This window comes from Bradyrhizobium sp. Arg237L, assembly GCF_029990105.1.
GTDB lineage: Bacteria > Pseudomonadota > Alphaproteobacteria > Rhizobiales > Xanthobacteraceae > Bradyrhizobium.
Map to the genome: position 1 here is coordinate 25230 of NZ_JAQMIL010000024.1, position 26198 is coordinate 51427.

At 63.6% G+C, this 26198-nt stretch carries 27 protein-coding genes and 1 tRNA gene; 22 read left to right on the forward strand and 6 right to left on the reverse strand.

Annotated features, from left to right (window positions below; all coding sequences use genetic code 11):
• Positions 1 to 148: 148 nt before the first annotated feature.
• Positions 149 to 225 (reverse strand) — tRNA-Asp (locus OZ411_RS16705).
• A gap of 378 nt (positions 226 to 603) precedes the next feature.
• On the opposite strand from OZ411_RS16705, the gene OZ411_RS16710 reads away from it, so the two are divergent.
• Positions 604 to 1980 carry an O-antigen ligase family protein gene (locus tag OZ411_RS16710; RefSeq protein ID WP_282528846.1) on the forward strand — a complete coding sequence of 459 codons (1377 nt, stop codon included), beginning with the start codon at positions 604 to 606 and terminating at the stop codon, positions 1978 to 1980.
• 30 nt (positions 1981 to 2010) lie between these two features.
• Here OZ411_RS16710 and OZ411_RS16715 read toward each other — a convergent pair whose 3' ends face one another.
• From OZ411_RS16715 to OZ411_RS16735, 5 genes are all read right to left on the reverse strand, one after another.
• Positions 2011 to 2211 carry a hypothetical protein gene (locus OZ411_RS16715; protein WP_130576962.1) on the reverse strand — a complete coding sequence of 67 codons (201 nt, stop codon included), beginning with the start codon at positions 2209 to 2211 and terminating at the stop codon, positions 2011 to 2013.
• 96 nt (positions 2212 to 2307) lie between these two features.
• Complete coding sequence (locus tag OZ411_RS16720) at positions 2308 to 2949, reverse strand: haloacid dehalogenase-like hydrolase (protein WP_282528847.1); 642 nt, start codon at positions 2947 to 2949, stop codon at positions 2308 to 2310.
• Positions 2942 to 4561 carry a hypothetical protein gene (locus OZ411_RS16725; protein ID WP_282528848.1) on the reverse strand — a complete coding sequence of 540 codons (1620 nt, stop codon included), beginning with the start codon at positions 4559 to 4561 and terminating at the stop codon, positions 2942 to 2944. Before OZ411_RS16725 ends, OZ411_RS16720 begins: the two co-directional genes overlap by 8 nt.
• An 8-nt stretch (positions 4562 to 4569) precedes the next feature.
• Positions 4570 to 5559, reverse strand: coding sequence for a UbiA family prenyltransferase (locus tag OZ411_RS16730; protein WP_282528849.1), 990 nt, complete (start codon positions 5557 to 5559; stop codon positions 4570 to 4572).
• Positions 5560 to 5916: 357 nt separating this feature from the next.
• Positions 5917 to 6117, reverse strand: coding sequence for a hypothetical protein (locus OZ411_RS16735; RefSeq protein ID WP_130576959.1), 201 nt, complete (start codon positions 6115 to 6117; stop codon positions 5917 to 5919).
• 527 nt (positions 6118 to 6644) lie between these two features.
• Between OZ411_RS16735 and OZ411_RS16740 the strand changes: the two genes are divergently transcribed.
• The 21 genes from OZ411_RS16740 to OZ411_RS16840 all read left to right on the forward strand — a co-directional run bounded on the left by OZ411_RS16740 (position 6645) and on the right by OZ411_RS16840 (position 26070).
• Complete coding sequence (locus OZ411_RS16740; protein ID WP_027580654.1) at positions 6645 to 7010, forward strand: NADH-quinone oxidoreductase subunit A; 366 nt, start codon at positions 6645 to 6647, stop codon at positions 7008 to 7010.
• Positions 7007 to 7591, forward strand: coding sequence for an NADH-quinone oxidoreductase subunit B (locus OZ411_RS16745; RefSeq protein ID WP_282528892.1), 585 nt, complete (start codon positions 7007 to 7009; stop codon positions 7589 to 7591). The genes OZ411_RS16740 and OZ411_RS16745 overlap by 4 nt, the downstream gene beginning before the upstream one ends.
• Before the next feature lie 11 nt (positions 7592 to 7602).
• Positions 7603 to 8220, forward strand: a complete 618-nt coding sequence (locus OZ411_RS16750) for an NADH-quinone oxidoreductase subunit C (RefSeq protein ID WP_282528850.1) — start codon at positions 7603 to 7605, stop codon at positions 8218 to 8220.
• A gap of 2 nt (positions 8221 to 8222) precedes the next feature.
• Positions 8223 to 9419 carry an NADH-quinone oxidoreductase subunit D gene (locus tag OZ411_RS16755; RefSeq protein ID WP_130576955.1) on the forward strand — a complete coding sequence of 399 codons (1197 nt, stop codon included), beginning with the start codon at positions 8223 to 8225 and terminating at the stop codon, positions 9417 to 9419.
• Positions 9419 to 10378 (forward strand): FkbM family methyltransferase, encoded by a 960-nt coding sequence (locus OZ411_RS16760; RefSeq protein ID WP_165420952.1) that lies wholly within the window; start codon positions 9419 to 9421, stop codon positions 10376 to 10378. The genes OZ411_RS16755 and OZ411_RS16760 overlap by 1 nt, the downstream gene beginning before the upstream one ends.
• An 11-nt stretch (positions 10379 to 10389) precedes the next feature.
• A complete protein-coding gene (gene nuoE / locus OZ411_RS16765) occupies positions 10390 to 11001 on the forward strand; it encodes an NADH-quinone oxidoreductase subunit NuoE (RefSeq protein WP_282528851.1) in 612 nt (203 codons plus the stop codon).
• Positions 10998 to 11207, forward strand: coding sequence for a hypothetical protein (locus OZ411_RS16770; protein WP_080663622.1), 210 nt, complete (start codon positions 10998 to 11000; stop codon positions 11205 to 11207). The genes nuoE and OZ411_RS16770 overlap by 4 nt, the downstream gene beginning before the upstream one ends.
• 19 nt (positions 11208 to 11226) lie before the next feature.
• Positions 11227 to 12552, forward strand: a complete 1326-nt coding sequence (gene nuoF / locus OZ411_RS16775; RefSeq protein ID WP_282528852.1) for an NADH-quinone oxidoreductase subunit NuoF — start codon at positions 11227 to 11229, stop codon at positions 12550 to 12552.
• A 5-nt stretch (positions 12553 to 12557) separates the two neighbouring features.
• A complete protein-coding gene (locus tag OZ411_RS16780) occupies positions 12558 to 13046 on the forward strand; it encodes a hypothetical protein (RefSeq protein WP_130576951.1) in 489 nt (162 codons plus the stop codon).
• Positions 13047 to 13050: 4 nt separating this feature from the next.
• Complete coding sequence (gene nuoG, locus OZ411_RS16785) at positions 13051 to 15126, forward strand: NADH-quinone oxidoreductase subunit NuoG (RefSeq protein ID WP_282528853.1); 2076 nt, start codon at positions 13051 to 13053, stop codon at positions 15124 to 15126.
• Positions 15127 to 15136: 10 nt separating this feature from the next.
• Positions 15137 to 16207 (forward strand): NADH-quinone oxidoreductase subunit NuoH, encoded by a 1071-nt coding sequence (gene nuoH / locus OZ411_RS16790; protein WP_282528854.1) that lies wholly within the window; start codon positions 15137 to 15139, stop codon positions 16205 to 16207.
• A gap of 7 nt (positions 16208 to 16214) precedes the next feature.
• Complete coding sequence (nuoI, locus tag OZ411_RS16795) at positions 16215 to 16703, forward strand: NADH-quinone oxidoreductase subunit NuoI (RefSeq protein ID WP_027580664.1); 489 nt, start codon at positions 16215 to 16217, stop codon at positions 16701 to 16703.
• 59 nt (positions 16704 to 16762) lie between these two features.
• Positions 16763 to 17401 (forward strand): NADH-quinone oxidoreductase subunit J, encoded by a 639-nt coding sequence (locus OZ411_RS16800; RefSeq protein ID WP_130579987.1) that lies wholly within the window; start codon positions 16763 to 16765, stop codon positions 17399 to 17401.
• Complete coding sequence (gene nuoK / locus OZ411_RS16805; RefSeq protein WP_027537255.1) at positions 17398 to 17706, forward strand: NADH-quinone oxidoreductase subunit NuoK; 309 nt, start codon at positions 17398 to 17400, stop codon at positions 17704 to 17706. The genes OZ411_RS16800 and nuoK overlap by 4 nt, the downstream gene beginning before the upstream one ends.
• A 7-nt stretch (positions 17707 to 17713) precedes the next feature.
• Positions 17714 to 19786 (forward strand): NADH-quinone oxidoreductase subunit L, encoded by a 2073-nt coding sequence (nuoL, locus tag OZ411_RS16810; protein WP_282528855.1) that lies wholly within the window; start codon positions 17714 to 17716, stop codon positions 19784 to 19786.
• Positions 19786 to 21297: an NADH-quinone oxidoreductase subunit M gene (locus OZ411_RS16815; RefSeq protein ID WP_130579985.1), complete on the forward strand. Its 1512-nt coding sequence runs from the start codon at positions 19786 to 19788 to the stop codon at positions 21295 to 21297. Before nuoL ends, OZ411_RS16815 begins: the two co-directional genes overlap by 1 nt.
• An 11-nt stretch (positions 21298 to 21308) precedes the next feature.
• Positions 21309 to 22745 carry an NADH-quinone oxidoreductase subunit NuoN gene (gene nuoN, locus OZ411_RS16820; RefSeq protein WP_282528856.1) on the forward strand — a complete coding sequence of 479 codons (1437 nt, stop codon included), beginning with the start codon at positions 21309 to 21311 and terminating at the stop codon, positions 22743 to 22745.
• Positions 22746 to 23558: a biotin--[acetyl-CoA-carboxylase] ligase gene (locus OZ411_RS16825; RefSeq protein WP_282528857.1), complete on the forward strand. Its 813-nt coding sequence runs from the start codon at positions 22746 to 22748 to the stop codon at positions 23556 to 23558.
• The gene (locus tag OZ411_RS16830) at positions 23558 to 25228 is read left to right on the forward strand and encodes a ribonuclease J (RefSeq protein WP_282528858.1); all 1671 of its coding nucleotides are present in this window, start codon (positions 23558 to 23560) and stop codon (positions 25226 to 25228) included. The genes OZ411_RS16825 and OZ411_RS16830 overlap by 1 nt, the downstream gene beginning before the upstream one ends.
• A 56-nt stretch (positions 25229 to 25284) precedes the next feature.
• Positions 25285 to 25689 (forward strand): methylmalonyl-CoA epimerase, encoded by a 405-nt coding sequence (gene mce / locus OZ411_RS16835; RefSeq protein WP_130579982.1) that lies wholly within the window; start codon positions 25285 to 25287, stop codon positions 25687 to 25689.
• 105 nt (positions 25690 to 25794) lie between these two features.
• Positions 25795 to 26070 (forward strand): DUF1467 family protein, encoded by a 276-nt coding sequence (locus OZ411_RS16840; RefSeq protein WP_130579981.1) that lies wholly within the window; start codon positions 25795 to 25797, stop codon positions 26068 to 26070.
• Positions 26071 to 26198: the final 128 nt, after the last annotated feature.

A 26198-nucleotide genomic window follows, 5' to 3' on the forward strand; every position in this document is an offset into this window, starting at 1 on the left:
AACCGCCAAACGTCGCAGCTACGAAACGGCTGTGCGAATTGGTCCGTTCGCAACAACTGAAGCCGCCGAGTTGCCGGCGGGAAGTTTGGCGAAGGGGACGGATCGAAAGTCGAGCGCGGAGCTAACTGTTTGAAACACATCGCCAAAATGGCGCGAGAGACGGGGCTCGAACCCGCGACCTCCGGCGTGACAGGCCGGCGCTCTAACCAACTGAGCTACTCCCGCGTGATGCGCAATTCCGCGAGACGTGGGGGACTTAAAGGGGCGGTCTTTTGAAGTCAAGGACGTTGAGATTCCCTGGGTCCTGCAGGGCTTTGCAGTGTGTTGATGGGGAATCAGCGGTGCTGCACGGAAGGCTCCGCGTTTCCTGCCTCGAGGCGACTCGCCGGGTTCCATCAGATGGCAGGCCGGAAGCTGTTCCGATCAGAGGCGCTTGGAGGTGCCATCGTATTGCCACAAGCATAGAGCGAATTTACTTCGAGTAGCGACCGGCGCGTGCCGCTACCTTTGGAATTGCGAGACCTGTCATGGAGTCGATATAGAACTGTTCTGAGAACTCTTCTGATTGAGCTTCGACACTATCAGTTTCACGAGGGCCGGGCTTTGCAATCGGTATTGTTCGCCATACTGCTGTCCGCGGGGCCGATTGCGGTGCTCGCGCACGGTTTCGCCGGGACCGGCTCGACAATCACCGGTCTGCTGATGGCCGCGCCAATTGCTGCGCTCCTTCTTCTGGCGAGATGGCGTGAATTCAGGCCCGACATTTGCGACGTGCTGTTCGTGCTGTTTTGTTGCGGCATCGCGCTCTCGTTCGCAGTCAACGGCGTCGCTGCGCCGAAAGAGGCCGCCCTTCTGGGGTTGTCGCTCGCGGCCTATCCCGCGGTCAGGGTGAGCTCCCGTTGTGGGCAAGTTCCTCAAGCCTTCGTGGTCGTCACAGGCGCGATCGTGGCGGTCGGAGCCGTCGTCACCCTGGTGGCGCTGCTTGGTCAATGGAACGACCACCATGGTAAGCCGCTGGTCTTTGACGAGTACGACGCTGCGCCGGCGCAATTCACGACAGCGCTTGGCTTGCTGCTTCTGGCGCTGGCCTGCACAGAACTCAATTGGCGACGGACTGCATGGATTTCGATCCTCGCGGCCGTGCCCCTGGCCATCTTCGCGGCGTCGATGGTACGCTACTCCTTCATCGTGATCGTGGTGGCGCTGCTCGCAGCGATGTTGGTTGCCAAGGCCGGCCAGCGCAAATTCATTGCTGTGATCGTGTGCGTCACGATCGCTTCGGTTGCGCTTGGCGCAGTCGTCAGGTCATCAACAACGCTCAGATTCGCCAAGCTCGCCGAAGCGGCGTTGGGTTTTCAGGTTGCGGAGCCGGGTAACGATGAATCGCCGGCGCCGCCGGTTTCGCCGCCGGCAAGTGCACTGCCAGCCCCCGCCGCATCAGGCCGCGTTGCTACCGAGGCGGCTCCGCCAGTGCCAGCGCCTCCGCCTTCGCAAGCTTCCTGTCCTTCGATCGACCCGGACAATTCGATCATCATCCGGCAGCAGCTCTACAAGGACGCCTTCGCGTTGCTGCCGGAAGCGGGGCTGACGGGACTGGGACTGGACGGTTTCCCCCAGCGGTCGTGCCTGAAAGGCTTCCAGGTTCACAACTCGATCCTGCAGGCCATCATCGAATTCGGCTGGCCGGCGGGTATCTTCCTCATCCTGTTGCTCTATCACGCGATGGGAACGCGGATGTTCTCGCTGGCGAGGATCAATCGCGAAGCCCGCTTCGTGCTGTGCAGCCTGGTGTTCACGCTCATGCTGAGCATGGCGCATGGCAGGATCAGCAGGGACCTCGCATTGTTCCTGTTTCTGGGATACGCCGCAAAGCTGCGAAGCAGTGCGCTCGATATTGAAGAGCAAGCCTGGGTATTCGGAGACGGTCCGATCAGGACCATTCCGGCACCGGGCGTCGGCGCTCGCTTGAACGCCGCCTGACGGCGGAGGTCGCTCGATTCTAGGCCCAGGCTAGAATTCGTAGAGGTCGCGGCCGCGGCGGGCCAGATTCCTGAGATCGGCCAATGTGCCGCGGACGGCGTTGCAGCAGCGGCACTCGATGACCGTGTCACCGGATGCGGCGGCCGGTCTCTCCAGCTTGATCGATAGGCTGCCGCAATCGGTGCAGACGATCTTGAAGCCGGAGGAGTATGTTTCCTGATGCAGATTCATCGGCGGCGAGGGTCCTGCTGGCCTTCTCTATACGCGCCGAAATTTAAGCTTGGGATCGCAACGTCAATTGCAATCGAACGATTGCGTTAGCGCTTGTTAACGCTGGCTGTCTGGCCGGGTGGATAAATCCAGCGTTGGCCGTCCCAGCGCCAGCGCGGCGTCACGGACCGATCGTCGCGTGTTGACGAGGATGATGCCGCTGGCGTGGGCCCAGACTGCGACGTCGGATTTGCTGTCGCCGGCGTAGATGAAGCCTTCCGGAAATAGCTCGCGGAGCAGCGCGGCCTTGGCCGGTCCCTTCAGGTTTCCCTTGCCGTCGGAGGCGAACACCCGATCGAAGACGGGCAGGCGGAATGCGAGTTGGGCGGCGAGCACGGCGTCGGCGGCGGTAGCAAGCACGATCATGCGGCCGGCCGCCTGCTCCCGGTGCGCCAGCGCGACAACCTCCTGATGGAATTCGAGCCGATCCCAGTCGATGCGGTTGCGCAGCGCAAGCTGGCGCTTGAGCGCGGCGCGTCCTCGCAAAAGCCATCTGGCGCAGGCGAGCACGATCAGCGGATTGCGGCGCAGGATCGAGAAGAAGCTCTTGTAGAGCAGATCGCCCTTGATGAGCGTGCCGTCGAGGTCCAGCACCAGCGGCATCGATATCGGGAGGCCGAGCAGCGTATCCGCGGCGGCGTCGGCTGCATCCGGCCGCTTCAGCGGCGTTGGGGCCATGTCTAGGGTAAGGTCAGTCACGCATCGCACTCAACTGGTTTGGAATCGTGCAAGCCACGATCTCGCGTCCGCCGCTTCGGTTCGCCTTGCAGTCGCGATAGCCGAGATTGCTTGCGACGGCTGATCCGCTCTGGTCGGAGGACGACACGATCAGCACCTGCGGCGCGCCGCGATTGGCGCTCTGGAATTTTGCCAGCTCAGCGGCATCGCGCTCGCTTTCCCAGTCGGCAGTCGCGCGAAGGAAATCGTGCGACGGCACATATTGCAGCGGAAAATAGCCGAAATAGCGGGTCGAGGGCAGCGTGGAGGAGAGGCCCGCGCCGCGGGCAGCCAGCGCCGCGGTCTGGGCCGCATGCAGAGTGGGGCGAATGCGCCAGGCGAACAGGGAGCTGTCGCGCTGGGCGATCAAGTCGGCGTTGACGAAGGTCTTGCCGGGATTCTCGCGGCCGATCTCAAGCTCGCTTTCCAAAACCGGCGCCCAGCTCTTGTAGGCCACCGTGCGGATCGCGGTCTGGCCGACCAGGCCGGCGATCGCGGCCAAGCATAGGATGCGCACCAGCGCTTCGTGCGGCTGGCGACTCGCGATCAAGAGCACGACCGCGATCCAGCTATAGGGAGCGAGCCGTTCCGACAGCAGCGCCGAGCCGGTCTTCAGGTTGAGGAGCGACAGCAGCACGACAAGGACGAAGAAGACGGGCCAGGTCAGGTTGCCCGACCGCAAGCTGCGCAGCGCCGTGGCGCCGGCCACCAGCACCGCCACCAGAAGCGGCGCCAGCGCTACCACCTCCCAAGAGGTGAAGGTGAAGAGGTGGGTGGCGGCAACGATCCGGCGCAGGATCTGCGTGATGCCGCCTTCGCCGCCCGGCACATCGCCGGGAATGTTCTGATAGGTCAGCAGGAAGCCTGCGATCAGGACCAGCACCGGCATGGCCGCGGCAGCGGCCCAGGCGCCATCGATGAGCAATCGTCGGCCGGCGGCGCGCGGGCCGGCGTGCTCCAGCGTGCGGAGCGCACGGGCGATACCGTCAGCCGCAAGCAGCAGGCAGGCGGCGACCACGGAGGTGATGTGGGTCAGGTAGAGGGCCGCCAGGAACAGTGCGGTGGCGAGGAAGGTGAAGATGTCACCGCGCCCGCGCACCTTGCTCCAGAAGCTTGCGAACAAGAGGAACAGCGGCACGCCAAGAGCGAAATTGTAGAAGCCCCAATGGATGAAGACGCCGAAGGCGACCGGCAACAGCAGCAGCATCGGCAGCAGCGGCCGTTCGGTTTCCGTGCGGGACACCACAAAGGCGGCCGCAATCCAGATCAGCCCGTACAGGCTCAAGAACAGCGTGTTGGCGAGCAGCGGATTCCCGGTCAGCCGGATCAGGCCGGCGAGCAACAGATAGATTGCGGAGTTCGGTTCGATGCGCGAATTCCACTGGTAGAAGGAGGCGGCAGGCTCCTGCAGGACGCCACCCCAGCCGAAGCGGGCGATCAGGTCGGCCTGTGCCAGATGCACCGGGCCGTCCTGGGTCGGCACCAGCTTGACCAGCCAGACCGGGCCATCGAGCAGAAGCGCCAGCGCGGCAAAAGCCAGCGTCGCGACTGCGACGCCGGCGTAGTTTCGTGGGGCGCTCAGGGAAGCCGTCATCGACATGGTCAGCGGCCCGTGCTGAGGCGGATGAGGTCCGAACTGGTCAGGCTGTTGAGCAGTGGCAGGTCGACGAAGGTCAGGATGCCGAACAGCGCCATGGTGACGGCGGCGGCAATCAGCATGGACGGCTGCCGCATCAGCTCCTCGGGCCGCGCGGCCGCGGAATCCGGGGTCAGCGCGAGCCGCATATAGGCGGCGAACAGCGCGATCAGGAACGGGATCGCGACGATGTATTCGATCCGGTACTTGATCAGGAAGATCGCCATCATGAACGCGAAGCCCTGGGCGTAGACGAGGCAGCTCGTCACCAGGCTCGAATGCGTATAGACGGCGAAGGAGGGGCGATAGGCGGCGAGGTTGGCGGTGCCGCCGGCCTCGACGATGGCGCGATGCTCGGAGACGCGCTTGGCGGCCATCAGGAAGGCGCCGCCGAACCAGTAGGCAAGCAGGATCGAGATCGGTGGGGCGATATGCGGGACCACCGCGAACCAGCCGAACAGGAAGCGCAGGGGATTGTTGAGGGACTCGACGATGACGTCGAGGAAGGCGCGATCCTTGGCGCGGATTGGGCGCACGTTGTAGATGACGCCGAAAGCGGCGAATACGGCCGCGGTGAGGGCAAAGCTGCGGCCAAGCTGGTTGGCGACGAGCAGGCCCACGCCAGTCAAGAGGATGTACTGGGCAAAGACGATGCTGGGCGACATCGCGGTCTGTACCGCCGGACGCGCCCGCTTGGTCGGGTGCATGGCGTCGAAGGGGGCATCGAGCCATTCGTTGATGGTGTAGTTGGCGGATGACAGCGCCATGGCGACGAACAGGCAGGCGAGCAGGCGCTCTCCGAGCGTCGCGTAGTCGACCGGTCCGGTCCCTGCCATGATCATCGCGAAGGCGACGCCTGGCACGATCAGCACGTGCTTGATCCAGTGATCGGGCCGGGCGATGGCGATGTAGTCGGCGAGACCCGCCGACGGCGGCGCGTAGTGGGTGACGGACATGCAATCCTCCAGGCTGCCTCTGTGCCGCATCGGGGCGGATGCGACAGAAGATGCCTTGGAAGGGCAGCGATCGTGCCGCAGTGGCTGACGAAGGCCGTCATGGGCGCCGAAACCCGGGTAACGCGGTTAACGGCGGTAGCGGAGGCGGGGTTTTCTTGGATTTTCCACCCTCGGCATGAGCCATCGTGCATCCGAATCCCGGTCGGCGGCGGCGAAACGTGGGGGGCGATTTCGTCAGCCTATGCGCCGGATTGGTACAGGCTGTTCCAAATCGGGCAGGGCGTCAGCTTCGCAAGCCCACCAAACAACAAAGCCGCCCGGAGGCGGCCTTACGTGCCTTATCAGCAAATGCGCGGGTCAGCGGACCGTCGAGGTGCCTGAACTGGTAATCGCCACCGGCTTGCCAGCCTTCACCACCTGGGTCTGGGCGGTCTGGGTGAATTCCGAATTGTTGCGCGCGGCGATACCCAAGGCTGCGACCGCAATGCCCGCCACCAGCGCGACCACCACGATTTTCAGGTGGGTCGAGCGATCCGCCGAGTGAATTGAGTGGTTCATCTTGCGCCTCCGGGCGAGCTTTGCCGCCGCCTGTTGGGCAAAGAGGTACCCTTGGTCTGTTTCAGAATGGTTTCGCGGGTTCCCCAAAATGGTTTCATTGCTCGGCGGGATTGGTTTCGTGCGTGGCTGCAGGACGCCGGGGCTAAAGGAAAAAAGTCACAAGCGACGGAGGATTCCTTGGGGATAACGCCGCTACAGGGGGTGGCGGGCCAACATGCCGTGTCGGCCCGATAGGACCGCCGCGGTTCAACTAAACGAGAGGTGCGCAGAGATGGCCGGGCGATTATTGGCCACTGTGGATTTTGGCGATCGGGAGCTCAAATCTGGGGCACGAACCTTCGAGGTCACGCGTTCTTCATCTTGGGCGAGAACGCGCGCTTAACACCGGTTGATCGGAGGCGGCCTAGCCCGACGGAGCTTTAAAATAGCTTGTCTTGCGCCCTCTGTTGCGCTGCGCTAAGGCTCAAGAATAATTCCAATGACACGAATCTGCGGCTGTCCGAAACCGCAGCAAGAAGGCACCGCCGATGAACGGCATCCTGCAGAATTATCTTCCACTTGTGGTGTTTATCGGGGTCGCAGCCGTGATCGGCCTGGCGCTCCTGATCGCGCCATTCCTGCTCGCATTCCAGCAGCCCGATCCGGAAAAGCTCTCCGCTTATGAATGCGGATTCAACGCTTTTGACGACGCCCGCATGAAGTTCGATGTCCGCTTCTATCTGGTGGCGATCCTCTTCATCATCTTCGACCTCGAAGTGGCGTTTCTTTTCCCCTGGGCGGTGGCGTTCGGAAAGCTGGGCGCGACCGGGTTCTGGTCGATGATGGTGTTTCTGGCCGTGCTGACGGTCGGCTTTGCCTATGAATGGAAGAAAGGCGCGCTCGAATGGGATTGAGCCCTACTGCCGCAACGTCCCGGCCGGCAATCGCGCCGGCGCCGAGGGGCATCCTTGATCCCGCCACCGGCAAGCCGGTCGGCGCCAATGATCCGTATTTCCGCGAAATCAACCACGAGCTCTCCGACAAGGGTTTCTTCGTCGCGGCCGCCGACGACCTGATCACCTGGGCCCGTACCGGCTCGCTGATGTGGATGACGTTCGGCCTGGCCTGCTGTGCGGTCGAGATGATGCAGGTCTCGATGCCGCGCTACGACGTCGAGCGCTTCGGATTCGCCCCGCGTGCTTCGCCGCGGCAGTCGGACGTGATGATCGTCGCGGGCACGCTGACCAACAAGATGGCGCCGGCGCTGCGCAAGGTCTACGACCAGATGCCGGAGCCGCGCTACGTGATCTCGATGGGCTCCTGCGCCAATGGCGGCGGCTACTACCACTATTCCTATTCGGTGGTGCGCGGCTGCGACCGCATCGTGCCGATCGACATCTACGTGCCGGGCTGCCCGCCGACGGCGGAAGCGCTGCTCTACGGCGTCTTGCTGCTGCAGAAGAAGATTCGCCGCATCGGCACTATCGAACGCTAAGGTATTACGTCATGGACGACGCCAAGCTCGACGCCTTGGGGCAGACGATCGTTAGCGCGCTTCCCGGCGCGGCGAAGGCGCATTCGGTTGCGTTCAATCAGCTCACGGTTGATGTGGACGCGGAGAAGATCGTCGACGTCGTCAAGCACCTGCGCGACGATCCGGCCCTGCGCTTCGTCAACTTCACCGACGTGACCGCGGTTGACTACCCCGAGCGGGACAAGCGGTTCGACGTTGTTTATCACTTCCTGTCACCGACGCTGAACACACGCATCCGCCTGCGCGCGGAGGCCGACGAGAACACGCAGGTGCCGTCGATCATCGAGGTCTTTCCCGGCGCCGACTGGTTCGAGCGCGAGACCTACGATCTCTATGGCGTGATCTTCACCGGCCATCCCGACATGCGCCGGCTCCTGACCGATTACGGCTTCGACGGCCATCCGCTGCGCAAGGACTTTCCGCTCACCGGCTTCGTCGAGGTTCGCTACGACGACGAGGAGAAGCGGGTGGTGTACGAGCCGGTGCGCCTCAACCAGGAATTCCGCAAGTTCGATTTCCTCTCGCCTTGGGAAGGTGCGGATTATCCGCTGCCCGGAGATGAGAAGGCTAAGGCGGAGCCGAAGGCCTGACCATGAATGAACAACCGCAGAATCTGCGCAACTTCACCATTAACTTTGGACCGCAGCATCCGGCCGCGCACGGCGTGTTGCGCCTCGTGCTCGAACTTGATGGCGAAGTAGTCGCGCGCGTCGATCCGCATATCGGGCTCTTGCATCGCGGCACCGAGAAGCTGATCGAGCACAAGACCTACCTGCAGGCGATCCCGTATTTCGACCGGCTCGATTACGTCGCGCCGATGAACCAGGAGCATGCCTTCTGCCTCGCGGCGGAAAAGCTGCTCGGCATCACGGTGCCGCGGCGCGGGCAACTGATCCGCGTGCTCTATTGCGAGATCGGCCGTATCCTGTCGCATCTGCTCAACGTCACCACGCAGGCGATGGACGTCGGCGCGCTCACCCCGCCGCTGTGGGGGTTTGAGGAGCGCGAAAAGCTGATGATGTTCTACGAGCGCGCCTCCGGCTCGCGCATGCATGCCGCCTTCTTCCGCGTCGGCGGCGTGCACCAGGACCTGCCGCCGAAGCTGATCGACGATATCGATGCGTGGTGCGACCCGTTCCTCAAAGTGGTGGACGACCTCGATACGCTGCTCACCGGCAACCGCATCTTCAAGCAGCGCAACGTCGACATCGGCGTGGTGTCGCTGAAGGAAGCCTGGGAGTGGGGCTTCTCTGGCGTGATGGTGCGCGGCTCGGGCGCGGCCTGGGACCTGCGCAAGGCGCAGCCCTACGAATGCTACGCCGAGATGGATTTCGACATTCCGATCGGCAAGAACGGCGACTGCTACGACCGCTACCTGATCCGCATGGAAGAGATGCGCCAGTCGGTGCGCATCATGAAGCAGTGCATCCAGAAACTGAAATCGCCCGACGGGCAGGGGCCGGTCGTCGTCGAAGACAACAAGATCGCGCCGCCGCGGCGCGGCGAGATGAAGCGCTCGATGGAAGCGCTGATCCATCACTTCAAGCTCTACACCGAGGGCGTGCACGTACCGGCCGGCGAAGTCTACGCCGCGGTGGAAGCGCCCAAGGGCGAGTTCGGCGTCTATCTCGTCGCCGATGGCACCAACAAGCCCTACAAGTGCAAGATCCGCGCGCCGGGCTTTGCCCATCTGCAGGCGATGGACCACATCTGCACGGGCCATCTGCTCGCCGACGTCTCGGCGATCCTCGGCTCGCTCGACATCGTGTTCGGAGAGGTCGATCGGTGATGGTGCAGCCGCCCATCCAGTTTGACCGCGCCTCAGGGGCTCTCGAAGGAGCCAACCTGTGGGAGCGGACGGCTGCGCTGGCGCTGTCGACCGGTTCGAAGATCTCCTCGCACTTTTCCCACATGGGCTACATCGCCTGCGCTAACCTGCTGCGCAAGACGCTGCCCGAGCGCAACATCGCCATCCGGCTCAATGAGGACGCGGTGTTCGAGTTTCCCTATGGCGACGGCTATTGGAGCAAGCTGCTCAACCGATCCTACCATTACGAGGACGAGCTCGAGCTCCTGTTCAAGGATTCCGCCGACGTCGACTACACGCTGATCGATTGCGGCGCCAATTACGGCTACTGGTCGGTGCTGGTCTCGAGCAAGCCGTTCGGTTCGCAAAAGGCGATCGCGATCGAGCCGTCGGGACAGAATTTTCCGAAGCTTGCGAATAACGCTGCGATCAACGGCACCCGCTTCGAGACGATGAAATGCGCGATCGGCGCGGGCAGGGGCACGGCAAAACTCTCCGGCACCAAGCATGAGGCGTTCAGCATCGCCGGCGACCAGGCCGACGGCGAGGAAGTGCCGGTGATCGCGCTCGACAATCTGCTCGACGACGGCAAGATCGAGCTGAACGGAAAATATCTGATCAAGCTCGACGTCGAGGGCGTCGAGATCGAGGCGATGAAGGGCGGCGTCCGGCTGATGCAGGGCGACAGCGTGCTGCTCTGCGAGGAGCATGGCAGCGATCGCAAGCACACCGTGTCGCGCTACATCCTTGAAGAGACCCCGCTCAAGCTGATCGTCTACGATCCCAGCTCCAATCGCCTTGAAACCGTGACCGAGCTTTCGATCCTCGATCGCATCAAGGTATCGACCCATGTCGGCTACAACGTGTTCGGCACCGCAAGCGCCTTCTGGCAGGACCGGATCAACGCGCTGAATGCGAAGACCGTTCGCCGCATGCAATGAGAGAGTAAGAAATGTCGGTCCGTCGCCTCGCCCCGAAGGAATTGCAGCCCGCGAGCTTTGCGTTCACGGAGGAGAATCTCGCTTTCGCCAAGCAGCAGATCGCGAAGTATCCGCCGGGACGTCAGGCCTCCGCGGTGATCGCAATCCTGTGGCGGGCGCAGGAGCAGAACGAGGGCTGGGTTTCGGAAGCCGCGATCCGCACCGTCGCCGACCTGCTCGAAATGCCCCACATCCGCGTGCTGGAGATCGCGACCTTCTACACGATGTTCCAGTTGCAGCCGGTCGGCAAGAAGGCGCATGTCCAGGTCTGCGGCACCACGCCATGCCGCCTGCGCGGCGCGGGCGATCTGATCGAAGTTTGCCAGCATCGCATCAGTCACGAGCCCTTCGAATTGTCGAAGGACGGCAATTTCAGTTGGGAAGAGGTCGAGTGTCTGGGCGCCTGTGTGAACGCGCCGATGGTCCAGATCTGGAAGGACACTTACGAGGATCTGACCAAGGAGAGCTTAGGCAAAGTGCTGGATGGTTTCGCCTCGGGTAATCCGCCGAAGCCGGGCCCGCAGGTCGACCGTCAGTTCTCGGCACCGGCGGGCGGGCCGACCACGCTGAAGGAAACCACATGAGGCCTGGTCTCGCATGGCAGCGGGCGGGAAGGGAGGTCGCGATGAAACACTGGCGTTACATCGCTCTCCACGCGGCGGTCGCCGCCGCGTTCATTTTCCTGCTGCAGCGCTATGGGCTGAACGCCTCGCTCGAATCCAGCCTGTTGTGGGCGCTGACCTTCGGCGGATGCGCTGCGGGGCTCGCTTACGCCCAGGCCAATCGTTGATGTTTGGAAAGTTCTAGGCATGCTCGACGACAAGGACCGCATCTTCAAGAACCTCTACGGCCTCCATGATTGGGGCCTCGAGGGCGCGCGCCGCCGCGGCGCCTGGGACGGCACCAAGGCGATTATCGACAAGGGCCGCGACTGGATCATCGCCGAGATGAAAGCCTCCGGCCTGCGCGGCCGTGGCGGGGCCGGTTTTCCGACCGGCTTGAAATGGTCGTTCATGCCGAAGGAATCGACCGACGGCCGGCCGAGCTATCTCGTGGTCAATGCCGACGAGTCCGAGCCGGGGACCTGCAAGGACCGCGAGATCATGCGGCACGATCCGCACCTCTTGATCGAAGGCTGCCTGCTCGCGAGCTTCGCGATGAACGCGCATGCCTGCTACATCTATGTCCGCGGCGAATTCATCCGCGAGCGCGAGCATCTGCAGGCTGCGATCGATCAGGCCTATGAGGCCAAGCTGATCGGCAAGGACAACGTCAATGGCTGGCCGTTCGACCTCTACGTCGCCCATGGCGCCGGCGCCTATATCTGCGGCGAAGAGACGGCGCTGTTGGAAAGCCTCGAGGGCAAGAAGGGCCAGCCGCGGCTGAAGCCGCCGTTCCCGGCCAATGTCGGCCTGTTCGGCTGCCCGACCACCGTCAACAACGTGGAGTCGATCGCGGTTGCACCGGATATCCTGCGCCGTGGCGCGGCCTGGTTCGCCGCGATCGGCCGGCCCAACAATGTCGGCACCAAACTGTTCTGCGTCTCCGGCCATGTCGAGCGGCCCTGCAACGTCGAAGAGGCGATGGGGATCCCGTTCCGCGAGCTGATCGAAAAGCACTGCGGCGGCATCCGCGGCGGCTGGGACAATCTGAAGGCGGTGATCCCCGGCGGCTCGTCGGTGCGCATGGTGCCGGCCGAGCAGATCATCGACACGCCGATGGATTTCGACTCCTTGAGCAAATTGCGCTCCGGCCTCGGCACCGCGGCCGTGATCGTGATGGACAAGTCGACCGACCTGATCCGGGCGATCGCGCGCATCTCCTACTTCTACAAGCATGAGAGCTGCGGCCAGTGCACGCCGTGCCGCGAAGGCACGGGCTGGATGTGGCGCGTGCTCACCCGCATGGCCGAGGGGCGCGCGCACAAGCGCGAGATCGACATGCTGCTCGAGGTGACGAAGCAGGTCGAGGGTCACACCATCTGCGCACTCGGCGACGCCGCGGCCTGGCCGATCCAGGGCCTGATCGCGCATTTCCGTCATGAGATCGAAGCACGCATCGACCAATATTCGCACAAGGCCGATATTGACGACGTCGGCGTGCTCGATCCCGCGCACATGGTGGCGGCGGAGTGATCTTGATGTCGCAACCAAGCTTCTGGTGGCAGAGATACGGGACGCTGGCGCAGATGGCGCAGGCGGCCGTGGCGCTGCTCGGCTTTGTTGCGATCCTGTTCCAGATCAACGAGCTACGCACCGGCAGTCGCGCCTCCAGCGCGCGTCAGGCGTTTCTCGGCTACACCGATCTTGCCTTCAGGAACCCGAAATATTCGCAGCCGGACTATGAGCGGATCAAGGCGGGCAGCCAGGAGGACCAGGTGCAGTACGAGAGCTTCGTCTCGTACTTCCTCTATGCCTGCGAGGAGGCGATGTCGGCGTTTGCCAATCGGCGCGAATGGGCGGCTTCCTGCGACTACGATTTGAGACCGCATCTGCCGTTCCTCTGCGCCAAGAATGCCGCCGAGCCGGCCTATCTCGCGACCTACAGCGCCGACACCCAGCAATGGGTTAAGGCTTCACTGAAGACCGCCAGCGTCGTGCCGCCCGACTGCAAGCTGGGAAAGACGTAAAGAAATGACCAAACTGATCATCGATGGCAAAGAGATCGATGTGCCGCCGGAATACACGCTGCTGCAGGCGTGCGAGGCCGCCGGCGCCGAAATCCCGCGCTTCTGCTACCACGAGCGGCTGTCGATCGCCGGCAACTGCCGGATGTGCCTCGTCGAAGTGAAGGGCGGCCCGAAGCCGGTCGCGAGCTGCGCCTGGGGCGTGCGCGACTGCCGTCCGGGCCCCAAGGGCGAACCGCCGGAAATCTCCACCCGCTCGCCGATGGTGAAGAAGGCGCGCGAAGGCGTGATGGAGTTCCTGCTGATCAACCATCCGCTGGACTGCCCGATCTGCGACCAGGGCGGCGAATGCGACCTGCAGGACCAGGCGATGGGCTATGGCGTCGACACCAGCCGCTTCGCCGAGAACAAGCGCGCGGTCGAGGACAAATATCTGGGCGCGCTGGTCAAGACCTCGATGAACCGCTGCATCCAGTGCACCCGCTGCGTCCGGTTCTCCGCGGAAGTGGCGGGCGCCCCGGAAATGGGCGCGACCGGCCGCGGTGAGGACATGGAGATCACGACCTATCTCGAACACGCCCTGACTTCGGAATTGCAGGGTAATCTCGTCGACATCTGTCCGGTCGGTGCGCTGACCTCGAAGCCCTATGCCTTCGCCGCTCGTCCCTGGGAACTCGGCAAGACGCAGTCGGTCGACGTCATGGACGGCGTCGGCTCGGCGATCCGGGTCGACACCCGCGGCCGCGAGGTGATGCGGATCCTGCCGCGCATCAACGAGGCCGTGAACGAGGAGTGGATCTCCGACAAGACCCGCCACATCGTCGATGGCCTGCGTACCCAGCGGCTCGACCGGCCCTATATCCGCGAGAACGGCAAGCTCCGCCCGGCCTCGTGGCAGGAAGCCTTCGCAGCGATCGCGGCCAAGACCGGCCGGGTCGACGGCAAGCGGATCGGCGCCATCGCAGGCGACGTTGCCGCGGTCGAAGAAATGTTCGCGCTGAAGGAACTGCTGGCGAAATACGGCTCGTCCAACCTCGCCGTGCAGGGTGGCGATGCCTTCGATCCGAAGGCCGGCCGCGGCAGCTACATCTTCAACCCGACGATTGCAGGCATCGAGCGGGCGGATGCGCTCCTGATCATCGGCTCGACCCCGCGCAAGGAAGCCGCGATCATCAACGCACGCATCCGCAAGCGCTGGCGCTCCGGCCAACTCAAGATCGGCGTGATCGGCCCGAAGGCGGACCTGACCTATGACTACGACTATCTTGGCGCCGGACCGGAGACGCTCGCGACGCTCGCCGCCGGCAAGCATTCCTTCGCCGACGTGCTCAAGAATGCCAAGAACCCGATCGTGCTGGTGGGCGCCGGCGCGTTCGGGCGCCAGGACGGCGCGGCGGTGCTGGCGCAGGCGGCGAAGCTTGCGGTCGACTTCGGCGCGCTGAAGGACGGCTGGAACGGGTTCGGCGTGCTCCACGATACCGCCTCCCGCGTCGGCGCTCTCGATATCGGCTTTTCGGCCGGCGCCGGCGGCTTGAATGCGGCGCGGATGACGACCTCCGGCGCGCTCGACGTGCTGTTCCTGCTCGGCGCCGACGAGATCAAGGTGTCGGACGGAACGTTCGTCGTCTATATCGGCACCCATGGCGACCGCGGCGCCCACTGCGCCGACGTGATCCTGCCGGGCGCGGCTTACACCGAGAAGTCCGGCATCTACGTCAACACCGAGGGCAGGGCACAGATGGCCGCCCGCGCCGCCTTCCCGCCCGGGGAAGCGCGCGAGGACTGGGCGATCATCCGCGCGCTCTCGGACGTGCTGGGCAAGAAGCTGCCTTACGATTCGCTGGCTGCCTTGCGCCAGGCGCTGTTCAAGGCGGTGCCGCATCTGATGCGGATCGACCAGATCGAACCGGGCAAGGCCGACGATATCAAGGCGCTTGCGTCGAAGGGCGGAAGCGCCGACAAGGCGGTGTTCCAGAGTCCGGTCGAGGACTTCTACCTGACCAACCCGATCGCCCGGGCGTCCGCCGTGATGGCGGAATGTTCGCGCCTGGCCTCGGCGCGGATGCTGACGGCAGCGGAGTGAGCGTGACCTAATGGCTGATTTCTTCGCAAGCTCGTTCTGGACCGGCTTCCTCTGGCCGCTGATCATCATGCTCGCCCAGAGCGTGCTCCTGCTCGTCGTGCTCCTGATCGCGATCGCCTACATCCTGCTCGCCGACCGCAAGATCTGGGCGGCGGTGCAGATCCGCCGCGGCCCCAACGTGGTCGGTCCGTGGGGACTGCTGCAATCCTTCGCCGACCTGCTGAAGTTCGTGCTGAAGGAGCCGACGATCCCGGCAAGCGCCAACAAGGGCGTGTTCCTATTGGCGCCGCTGGTGTCCTGCGTCCTCGCGCTCGCCGCCTGGGCGGTGATCCCGATGGATTTCGGCTGGGTGATCTCCGACATCAATGTCGGCGTGCTCTACATCTTCGCGATCTCCTCGCTGTCGATCTACGGCATCATCATGGCCGGCTGGTCGTCGAACTCGAAATACCCGTTCCTGGCCGCGCTTCGCTCCGCGGCGCAGATGGTGTCCTATGAGGTCTCGATCGGCTTCGTGATCATCACCGTGCTGCTCTGCGCCGGCTCGCTCAATCTGTCCGCAGTGGTCGAAGCGCAGAACACCCGTGGGCTGGCCCACCTGATCGGCCTGCCGCAGCTCACCATCCTGAACTGGTACGTCTGGCCGCTATTCCCGATGTTCGTGGTGTTCTACGTCTCGTCGCTGGCGGAAACCAACCGTCCGCCCTTCGACCTCGTGGAAGCGGAATCCGAACTGGTCGCGGGCTTCATGGTCGAATACGGCTCGACGCCGTATCTTCTGTTCATGCTTGGCGAGTATGTCGCGATCACCACGATGTGTGCGCTGGCGACGATCCTGTTCCTCGGCGGCTGGCTGCCGCCGGTGGCGCTGCCGCCGTTCACCTGGATCCCCGGCGTGATCTGGTTCGCGCTGAAACTCTTCTTCATGTTCTTCATGTTCGCGATGGCGAAGGCGATCGTGCCGCGCTACCGCTACGATCAACTGATGCGGCTTGGCTGGAAGGTGTTCCTGCCGCTGTCGCTGGCGATGGTGGTGGTCGTGGCCGCTGTGCTGCAATTCGCCGGCATCGCGCCGAAGTGAGGCCGTCATGAATATCAACGCAACAGCCCGCTCGCTTCTGCTCTCGGAATTCGTCTCGGCGTTCTTCCTCGCCATGCGCTATTTCTTCAAGCCGAAGCCGACCATCAACTATCCCTTCGAGAAGAACCCGATCTCGCCGCGGTTTCGCGGCGAGCATGCGCTTCGCCGCTATCCGAACGGCGAGGAGCGCTGCATCGCCTGCAAGCTGTGCGAGGCGATCTGCCCGGCGCAGGCGATCACGATCGAGGCCGGCCCGCGCCGCAACGACGGCACCCGCCGCACCGTGCGCTACGACATCGACATGGTGAAATGCATCTATTGCGGCCTGTGCCAGGAGGCCTGCCCGGTCGATGCCATCGTCGAGGGACCGAATTTCGAATTCGCGACCGAGACACGCGAGGAACTCTACTATGACAAGGCCAAGCTGCTCGCCAATGGCGACCGCTGGGAGCGCGAGATCGCCAAGGCGATCGAGCTCGATGCGCCGTACCGTTGAGGTGAGGGCATGATCCTTCAGAACATTCCCACGTCATTCCGGGGCGCGGAGGCTCGCCGATGATCCTTCCCGCACTGTTCTTCTATCTGTTTGCCGCGGTCTGCGTGGCGTCGGCCGTGATGGTGGTTGTGTCGCGCAACCCCGTTCATTCGGTGCTGTATCTGATCCTGGCCTTCGTCAACGCCTCGGGCCTGTTCGTGCTGATGGGCGCCGAGTTCCTGGCGATGATCCTGATCGTCGTCTATGTCGGCGCGGTCGCGGTGCTGTTCCTGTTCGTGATCATGATGCTCGACGTCGATTTCAGCGAGCTTCGCGAGGGCTTTCTCGAATACCTGCCGGTGGGTCTCGTGATCGGCGGCATCTTCATGTTCGAGCTTCTCTTGATAGTCGGCGCCTGGGTGATCAACCCCGCCGTCACCAAGACGATCACCGCGGCGATCCCGACCAATGTCTCCAATACCGAGGCGCTCGGACTCGTGCTCTATACGAAGTACATCTTCTACTTCCAGCTCGCCGGCCTCGTGCTGCTGGTCGCGATGATCGGCGCCATCGTGCTGACGCTGCGCCACAAGACGAATATCAAGCGGCAGAACATCACCGTGCAGAACGCGCGCACGCCGGAAATGGCGATGGCGCTGCGCAAGGTGTCGTCGGGGCAGGGGCTGCAGGAAGCTGATGCGGCGGAGTGGGTGAAATGACGATCGGGCTCGGACACTATCTCGCGGTCGGCGCGATCCTGTTCACGCTCGGGATCCTCGGCATCTTCCTGAACCGCAAGAATATCATCGTCATCCTGATGTCGATCGAGTTGATCCTGCTCTCGGTCAACATCAACCTGGTGGCGTTCTCGACCTTCCTCGGCGACATCGTCGGCCAGGTGTTCGCGCTCCTGGTGCTCACCGTCGCGGCCGCGGAGGCCGCGATCGGGCTTGCCGTCCTGGTGGTCTATTTCCGCAACCGCGGTTCGATCGCGGTTGAAGACGTCAATCTGATGAAGGGCTAACGCGCCGATGTACCAGGCAATCGTCTTTCTGCCGCTGCTCGGCGCCATTCTTGCCGGCCTGATTGCGATCGTCGGCGCGCATGGACGCAATCCGAGCGGCGACACCGTCGAGCATCACGATGACGGGCATGGCGCGGACGCTCACGCTGCCGAAGCCCATGACGCGCACGGTCATGATGATCACGGCCATGACGATCATCATGCTGCCGAACCGCCGGCCGCCGGCTCCCGCGCGGCCGAACTGATCACGACCGGACTGTTGTTCGTCTCGGCTGCGTTGTCCTGGTTCGCGCTGGTCGATGTCGGCTTCCTGCACCACGACGTCCGCGTCACGCTATTTCCGTGGATCACCTCCGGCGACTTGCAGGTTTCCTGGGCGCTCCGGATCGACACGCTGACCGCGGTGATGCTCGTCGTCGTCAACACCGTGTCCTCGCTCGTGCACCTCTATTCCATCGGCTACATGGACGAGGATCCGTACCGGCCGCGCTTCTTCGCCTATTTGTCGCTGTTCACCTTCGCGATGCTGATGCTGGTGACCGCGGACAATCTGGTGCAGATGTTCTTCGGCTGGGAAGGCGTGGGCCTGGCGAGCTACCTGTTGATCGGCTTCTGGTATCAGAAACCGTCGGCCAACGCCGCCGCGATCAAGGCCTTCATCGTCAACCGTGTGGGCGATTTCGGCTTTTTGCTCGGCATCTTCGCGGTGTTCGCGCTGATCGGCTCGACTGATTTCGACACCATCTTCGGCGGTGCCGCAGGCCTGACCGGCAAGACCATCAATTTCTTCGGCTGGCATGTCGATGCGCTGACGCTGACGTGCGTTCTCTTGTTCATGGGCGCGATGGGCAAATCGGCGCAGTTCCTGCTGCACACCTGGTTGCCGGACGCGATGGAAGGCCCGACCCCGGTCTCGGCCCTGATCCATGCCGCGACCATGGTGACCGCCGGCGTCTTCATGGTGGCGCGGCTGTCGCCGCTGTTCGAGCTGGCGCCGAACGCGCAGGCCGTGGTGATGTTCTTCGGCGCGACCACCGCGTTCTTTGCCGCGACCATCGGTCTGGTACAGAACGACATCAAGCGCATCGTCGCCTATTCAACCTGTTCCCAGCTCGGCTACATGTTCGTGGCGATGGGAGCGGGGGCCTATTCGGTCGGCATGTTCCATCTGTTCACCCACGCCTTCTTCAAGGCGCTGCTGTTCTTGGGCTCCGGCTCCGTGATCTACGCGATGCATCACGAGCAGGACATCCGCAACATGGGCGGGCTGTGGCGAAAGATCCCCTATACCTACGCGGTGATGGTGGTCGGCACGCTGGCGCTGACCGGATTCCCGCTGACCGCGGGCTACTTCTCCAAGGACGCGATCATCGAGTCGGCCTACGCCTCGCACAATCCGTTCGCGTTCTACGGCTTTCTGCTGACCGTCTTCGCTGCCCTCCTGACCTCGTTCTATTCCTGGCGTCTGATCTTCAAGACCTTCCACGGTACGCCGCATGACGAGGAGCATTACGAGGCTGCGCATGAGAGCCCGATCTGGATGCTGATCCCGATCGGCGTGCTCGCGGTCGGCTCGATCGTGGCCGGCTTCCCGTTCAAGGAATTGTTCGCGGGCCACGGCATCGAGGAGTTCTTCCGCGACTCCGTGAAGATGAACCCGCATATCATCGAGGAAATGCACCACATCCCCGAGAGCATCGCGTTCCTGCCGACCGTCATGATGGTGCTGGGCTTCCTGATCTCGTATCTCTTCTACATCAGCCGGCCGTATCTGCCGGTCGAACTCGCCAAGCAGCAGCCGATGCTTTACCAGTTCCTGCTCAACAAGTGGTATTTCGACGAGCTGTACGATCTGATCTTCGTGCGGCCCGCGAAGTGGATCGGCTACACCCTCTGGAAGAAGGGTGACGGCGCCATCATCGACGGCTTCGGACCGGATGGCGTGTCGGCGCGTGTGCTCGACGTCGCCCGTAACGCCGTGAAGATCCAGACCGGCTATCTCTACCACTACGCCTTCGCGATGCTGATTGGCGTCGCCGGCCTGATCACCTGGTTCATGTTCGGCCTGGGAGGCCAGTGATGACGACCTGGCCTATCCTTTCCGTTGTTACCTTCCTGCCGGCGCTCGGCGCGCTCTTGGTCTATCTGCTCGCACGGGGCGGGGATGAAGCGGCAAACCGCAACGCCCGCTGGATTTCGCTGTGGACCACGCTGATCACCTTCCTGATTTCGTTGATCCTGGTGGTGCGGTTCGATCCGGCGAACGCCGACTTCCAGTTTGTCGAGAAGGCGTCGTGGCTCGCCACCGGCATCAACTACCACATGGGCGTCGACGGCATCTCGCTGCCGTTGCTGATCCTGACCACCGCGGTCATGCCGTTCTGCATCATCGCGAGCTGGAAATCGGTCACGCAGCGCGTGAGCGAATACATGATGGCGTTCCTGATCCTGGAAACGCTGATGGTCGGCACCTTCTCGGCGCTCGACCTCGTGCTGTTCTACCTGTTCTTCGAAGGCGGCCTGATCCCGATGTTCCTGATCATCGGCGTCTGGGGCGGCCCGCGCCGGGTCTATGCTTCCTTCAAGTTCTTCCTCTACACGCTGCTCGGCTCGGTGCTGATGCTGCTTGCCATCATGGCGCTGTACTGGAATGCGGGCACGACCGACATTCCGACCCTGATGCACACCGCCGTGCCGCACAACCTGCAGAAGTGGGCCTGGCTCGCGTTCTTTGCCTCCTTTGCGGTGAAGATGCCGATGTGGCCGGTGCACACCTGGCTGCCTGACGCCCATGTCGAGGCTCCGACCGCGGGGTCGGTGATCCTGGCGGCAATCCTTCTGAAGATGGGCGGCTACGGCTTCCTGCGCTTCTCGCTGCCGATGTTCCCGCTGGCGTCGCACGACTTCGCGCCGCTGGTCTTCACGCTGTCCGTCATCGCCATCATCTACACCTCGCTGGTGGCCCTGATGCAGGAGGACATCAAGAAGCTGATCGCCTATTCGTCCGTCGCCCATATGGGCTTCGTCACCATGGGCGTTTTCGCCGGGACCATGCAGGGCGTCGCCGGCGGCGTGTTCCAGATGATCTCCCACGGCATCGTCTCCGGCGCGCTGTTCCTCTGCGTCGGCATCGTCTACGATCGCATGCATACCCGCGAGATCGCCGCTTATGGCGGCCTGGTGAACCGGATGCCGCTCTATGCGCTGGTGTTCATGGTCTTCACCATGGCCAATGTCGGCCTGCCCGGGACCAGCGGGTTCATCGGCGAATTCATGACGCTGCTCGGCACCTTCAAGGTGTCGCTGCCGACCACCGTGCTTGCGACCACCGGCGTGATCCTGTCCGCGGCCTATGCCTTGTGGCTCTATCGCAAGGTGGTGTTCGGCGCGCTGGTCAAGCCGTCCTTGATGAGCATCAAGGATCTGACGGCGCGCGAATGCCTGATCCTGTTCCCGCTGGTGGCGCTGACCATCCTGTTCGGCGTCTATCCAAAGCCGGTGCTCGACATGTCCGAGGCTTCGGTCCAGCAGCTCGTCAATAATTACAACACCGCCGTGACTGCCGTGAAGGCAGCCGCGCTGCTCCAGTAAGGCCTTAACCCATGAGCTTCTCGAGTGCAGGTTATCAGTTGCAGCCGGTGCTGCCCGAGCTCGTGCTCGCGGTCGGCTCGATGGTGCTGTTGATGATCGGGGCCTATCGCGGGCAGGGGACGACCCGGCTCGTGACCACGCTTGCGACGTTGCTGCTGATCCTCACCGGCGTGCTCATACTGATGCTGCCGTCCGGCAAGCTCGTGACCTTCGGCGGCAGCTTCATCGTCGACGACTTTGCGCGCTTCCTGAAGATACTCGCGCTGATCGGCTCGGCGGCAACCCTCATCCTGTCGACGGAATTCCTATCCGATCCGTCGCGCCGCATCTTCGAATATTCGATCCTGGTGCTGCTCTCGACCCTCGGCATGATGGTGCTGATCTCGGCGGGCGACCTGATCGCGCTTTACCTCGGGCTCGAGCTGATGAGCCTTGCGCTCTACGTCGTCGCCGCCAGCCACCGTGACAACGCCAAGTCAACCGAAGCCGGCCTCAAATATTTCGTGCTGGGCGCGCTGTCCTCGGGCATGCTGCTCTATGGCGCCTCGCTGATCTATGGCTTCACCGGCACCGTCAGCTTCGCCGGCATCGCGGCGGCGGCCACGACCGGCACGCCCGGCATCGTGTTCGGGCTGGTGTTCCTGCTCGCCGGCCTCTGCTTCAAGGTCTCGGCGGTGCCGTTCCACATGTGGACGCCCGACGTCTATGAGGGCGCGCCGACGCCGGTCACGGCGTTCTTTGCTTCCGCACCGAAGGTCGCGGCGATGGCGGTGTTCACGCGTGCGACGCTGACAGCATTCCCAGGCATCGTGCCGCAGTGGCAGCAGATCCTGGTGTTCGTCTCCATTGCCTCGATGGCACTGGGCTCGTTCGCCGCGATCGGGCAGAAGAACATCAAGCGCCTGATGGCCTATTCCTCGATCGGCCACATGGGCTTTGCGCTGGTTGGCCTTGCCGCCGGCACGGTGGAAGGCGCGCAGGGCGTGCTGATGTACATCGCGATCTACGTCGCGATGACGCTCGGCTCGTTCGCGATCATCCTCGCCATGAAGCGCAATGGCCAGGCGGTCGAGCAGATCAGCGATTTTGCCGGGCTCTCGCGCACCAATCCGCTGCTCGCCTTCTTCTTCGCGATGCTCTTGTTCTCACTCGCCGGCATTCCGCCGCTCGCGGGCTTCTTCGCCAAGTGGTACGTGTTCGTCGCAGCGATCAAGGCCAACCTGTTCACGCTCGCCGTCATCGGCGTGCTCACCAGTGTGGTGGGCGCCTACTACTATCTCGCCATCATCAAGACGATGTATTTCGACGAGCCGGTCGGCAAGCTCGACCCGGTCCGGATCGAGTTGCGCGGGGTGCTGGCAGTCGCGGGCCTCTTCAACATCTTCTTTTTCGCCTATCCGGGACCGCTGGTCAGCGTTGCGACCGCCGCGGCGAAGTCGCTGTTCTAGATGCCGTTCACGCTTGGTCATCGCGCCACTTCCGCCGGCTACAGGCTAGCCGCCTTTGACCAGATCGGCTCGACCAATGCGGAAGCTCTAACCCGCGCCCGCGAAGGCGAGCGGGGGCCGATCTGGTTCGTCACGCCGGAGCAGACGGCGGGGCGCGGCCGGCGGCAGCGGGCCTGGATCGCGCCGCGCGGCAATCTCGCCAGCAGCATCCTCGAGGTGGTGGACGTGGCGCCCGCGGTCGCGGCGACGCTCGGCTTTGCCGCGGGGCTGTCGCTGGAGGCGGCGCTGCAGAAAGTGAGCGTCGAGGCAGTGCTGCGTCTGGGCCGGGCGGATGCGCTGAAGTTCTCGCTGAAATGGCCGAACGACGTGCTGGCCGGGGACAAGAAGCTCGCCGGCATCCTGCTCGAGGCCGAGATCGTGGCCGGCGGCGGCCTTGCGGTCGTGGTCGGCATCGGCACCAATGTCGTGGGGGCGCCGGAGGGCACGCCGACGCCCGCGACCTCACTCGCTGCTCTTGGCGTCCATGTCAGCGCCGAGGAGCTGTTTGCCGCGCTTTCGGACGCCTGGGTGGAATTCCGCGGCATTTGGGACAATGGCCGCGGCTTTTCGGAAATCCGTCAGCTTTGGCTCGAGCGTGCGGCCCGGCTGGGGGAGAATGTGGCGATTCGGACGGGGAACGCTATTCTCGAAGGCACGTTCGACACCATCGATGAGACAGGTTGCATGATTATCCGGCTGCCCGACGGCAAGCACGTCCCAGTAACCGCAGGCGAGGTCTATTTCGGCACGACGGCCTCGGTGGGATCGGCCTGATGGCGCGGCCGGATGAACTGACTTTTGCGCCGCTCGGCGGCGTCGGCGAGATCGGCATGAACCTGTCGATCTATGGGCTCGGCAACCGCCACCAGCGGTCCTGGCTCGCGGTCGATCTCGGCGTCTCCTTCGGCGACGAGGAGCATCTGCCCGGCATCGACCTGATCATGCCCGACATCTCGTTCCTGGAGAAGGAACAGCAGAACCTGATGGGCCTCGTGCTGACGCACGCCCATGAGGACCACTTCGGCGCCATCATCGATCTCTGGCCGAAGCTGCAGTGCAAGATCTACGCGACCAAGTTCAGCGCGGCGCTGTTCGAGGCCAAATGCGCCGCCGAGCGCAACCCGCCGAAAATCCCGATCACCGTGGTGCCCTCTGGCGGGCGCGTCGATATCGGCCCGTTCAATGTCGAATTCATCCCGGTCGCGCATTCGATTCCCGAGTCGCATGCGCTCGCGATCCACACCGAGGTCGGCACGGTCTTGCACACCGGCGACTGGAAGCTCGACCCCACGCCGACCGTCGGTTCGCCGACCGATGAGAAACGCTTGCGCGAGCTTGGTGACGCCGGCGTGCTGGCGCTGGTCGGCGATTCCACCAACGCCGTGCGCGACGGGCGTTCGCCCTCGGAAGCCGAGGTGTCGAAGACCATCGCCGAACTGGTGAAAGGCGCGAAGGGCCGCGTCGCGGTGACGACCTTTGCCTCCAACGTCGCTCGCATCAAGGCGGTTGCCGACGCGGCGCGGGTGGCGGACCGCGAGGTCGTGGTGGTCGGCCGCGCCATGGACCGCGTGGTCCAGGTCGCGCGTGAGACCGGCTACCTCGATGGCGTGCAGAATTTCCGCGGGCCCGATCTCTACGGCCATTTCCCGCCCGACAGGGTGCTGGCGATCTGCACCGGCAGCCAGGGCGAGCCGCGCGCGGCGCTGGCGCGGATCGCCAAGGACGATCATCCCGAGATCACGCTCAACAAGGGCGATTGCGTGATTTTCTCCTCCCGCACCATTCCCGGCAACGAGAAGGCGGTCGGATCGATCATCAACGACCTGGTCGAGCAGGGTATCGAGGTCATCACCGACCGCGACCATCTGGTCCACGTCTCCGGCCACCCGCGCCGCGACGAAGTGCGCGACATGCTCTCCTGGGTGCGGCCGCAAGTTCTGATCCCCGTGCATGGCGAGGCGCTGCATCTGCACGAGCACGCCAAGCTCGCGCGTGCCGCGGGCGTGCCAAGAGTCATCGAGTGCCGCAACGGCGACCTGGTCAAGCTCGGGCCCGGCGAGCCCGGGATCATCGCTGAGCTGCCCTCGGGGCGCCTCTACAAGGACGGCATCATTCTGGAGGACGCCAAGTCGCGCGCCGTGGTCGAGCGGCGGCGGTTGGGATTTGCCGGCTGTGCCTTCGTTGCGATCGCCATGACGGCGCAGGGGGAATTGGCCGAGGATCCGGAGGTCGACCTGGTCGGCGTGCCGGAGAAAAATACCGCGGGCGAGGCGCTCGACGAGATCGTGTTCGATGTGGTGGTATCGACGGTGGAAAGCCTGCCACGGGCGCGCCGGCGCGATCCGGATTCGGTCGCGGAATCGGTGCGCCGCGCCGTGCGCGGGACCGTGAACGAGCATTGGGGGAAGAAGCCGATCTGCCTCGTTCACGTGTTGGTGGTCTGACGCCTGTTCGGCGAAGGCGGCGACAAGAACAAGCGTAACTACGAGGGAGAGACAACATGCTGGGCCGGCTCAACCACGTCGCGATAGCGGTCAAGGACGCCAAGAAGGCGGCCAAGATCTACGGCACGGCATTCGGCGCCGAGATTTCGGATGCGGTGCCGTTGCCGGAGCACGGCGTCATCACCGTGTTCGTGACCTTGCCCAACACCAAGATCGAGTTCATCGAGCCGCTCGGCGATGCTTCGCCGATCGCAAAATTCGTCGATCGCAATGCCGACGGCGGCATCCATCACGTCTGCTATGACGTGCCCGACATCATCGCCGCGCGCGACCGGCTGATCGGCGAAGGCGCGCGCGTGCTCGGCGACGGCCAGCCCAAGATCGGCGCCCACGGCAAGCCGGTGCTGTTCTTCCACCCGAAGGATTTTTCCGGCGCGCTGGTCGAGATCGAGCAGGCGTAGCGCCGGATCGGTTCTGATTGCATCAGAATCGATCAGGCTCTAGCTTCTACTTTGGCGCGTTTTCTTGACGCGAACCGGCATCCACTTCGCTTGAAAACGTAGAGCATGGCCTACAGCATCTCAACCGCATTCGCGATCTACTTCGTCTTGTGGTGGGTCGTGCTGTTCCTGACGCTGCCGTTCGGCGTGCGCAGCCAGCACGAGGAGGGCGGGGGCGTTGAAGGCACCGATCCCGGCGCGCCGATCATGGCGCGGATGGGCCGCAAGCTGCTCTGGACCACGCTGATCTCCGCGGTCATTTTTGCTGTTGCGATGTGGGCCTACAACGCCGGCTATCTCAGCATCGAAAGATTGTCGAAGCTGATGGGTACGCCGTTCTAGCGCACGGTGCTTTTTAGACTAGTCCAGTGACCGGTCCGGATCTGTTTGAAAATGCTGCTGTGCGATGCAGCGGACACAGGCGCTTGACGCGAGCTGATCCCGCTGGAAGCAGGTTTACATTCGACCAA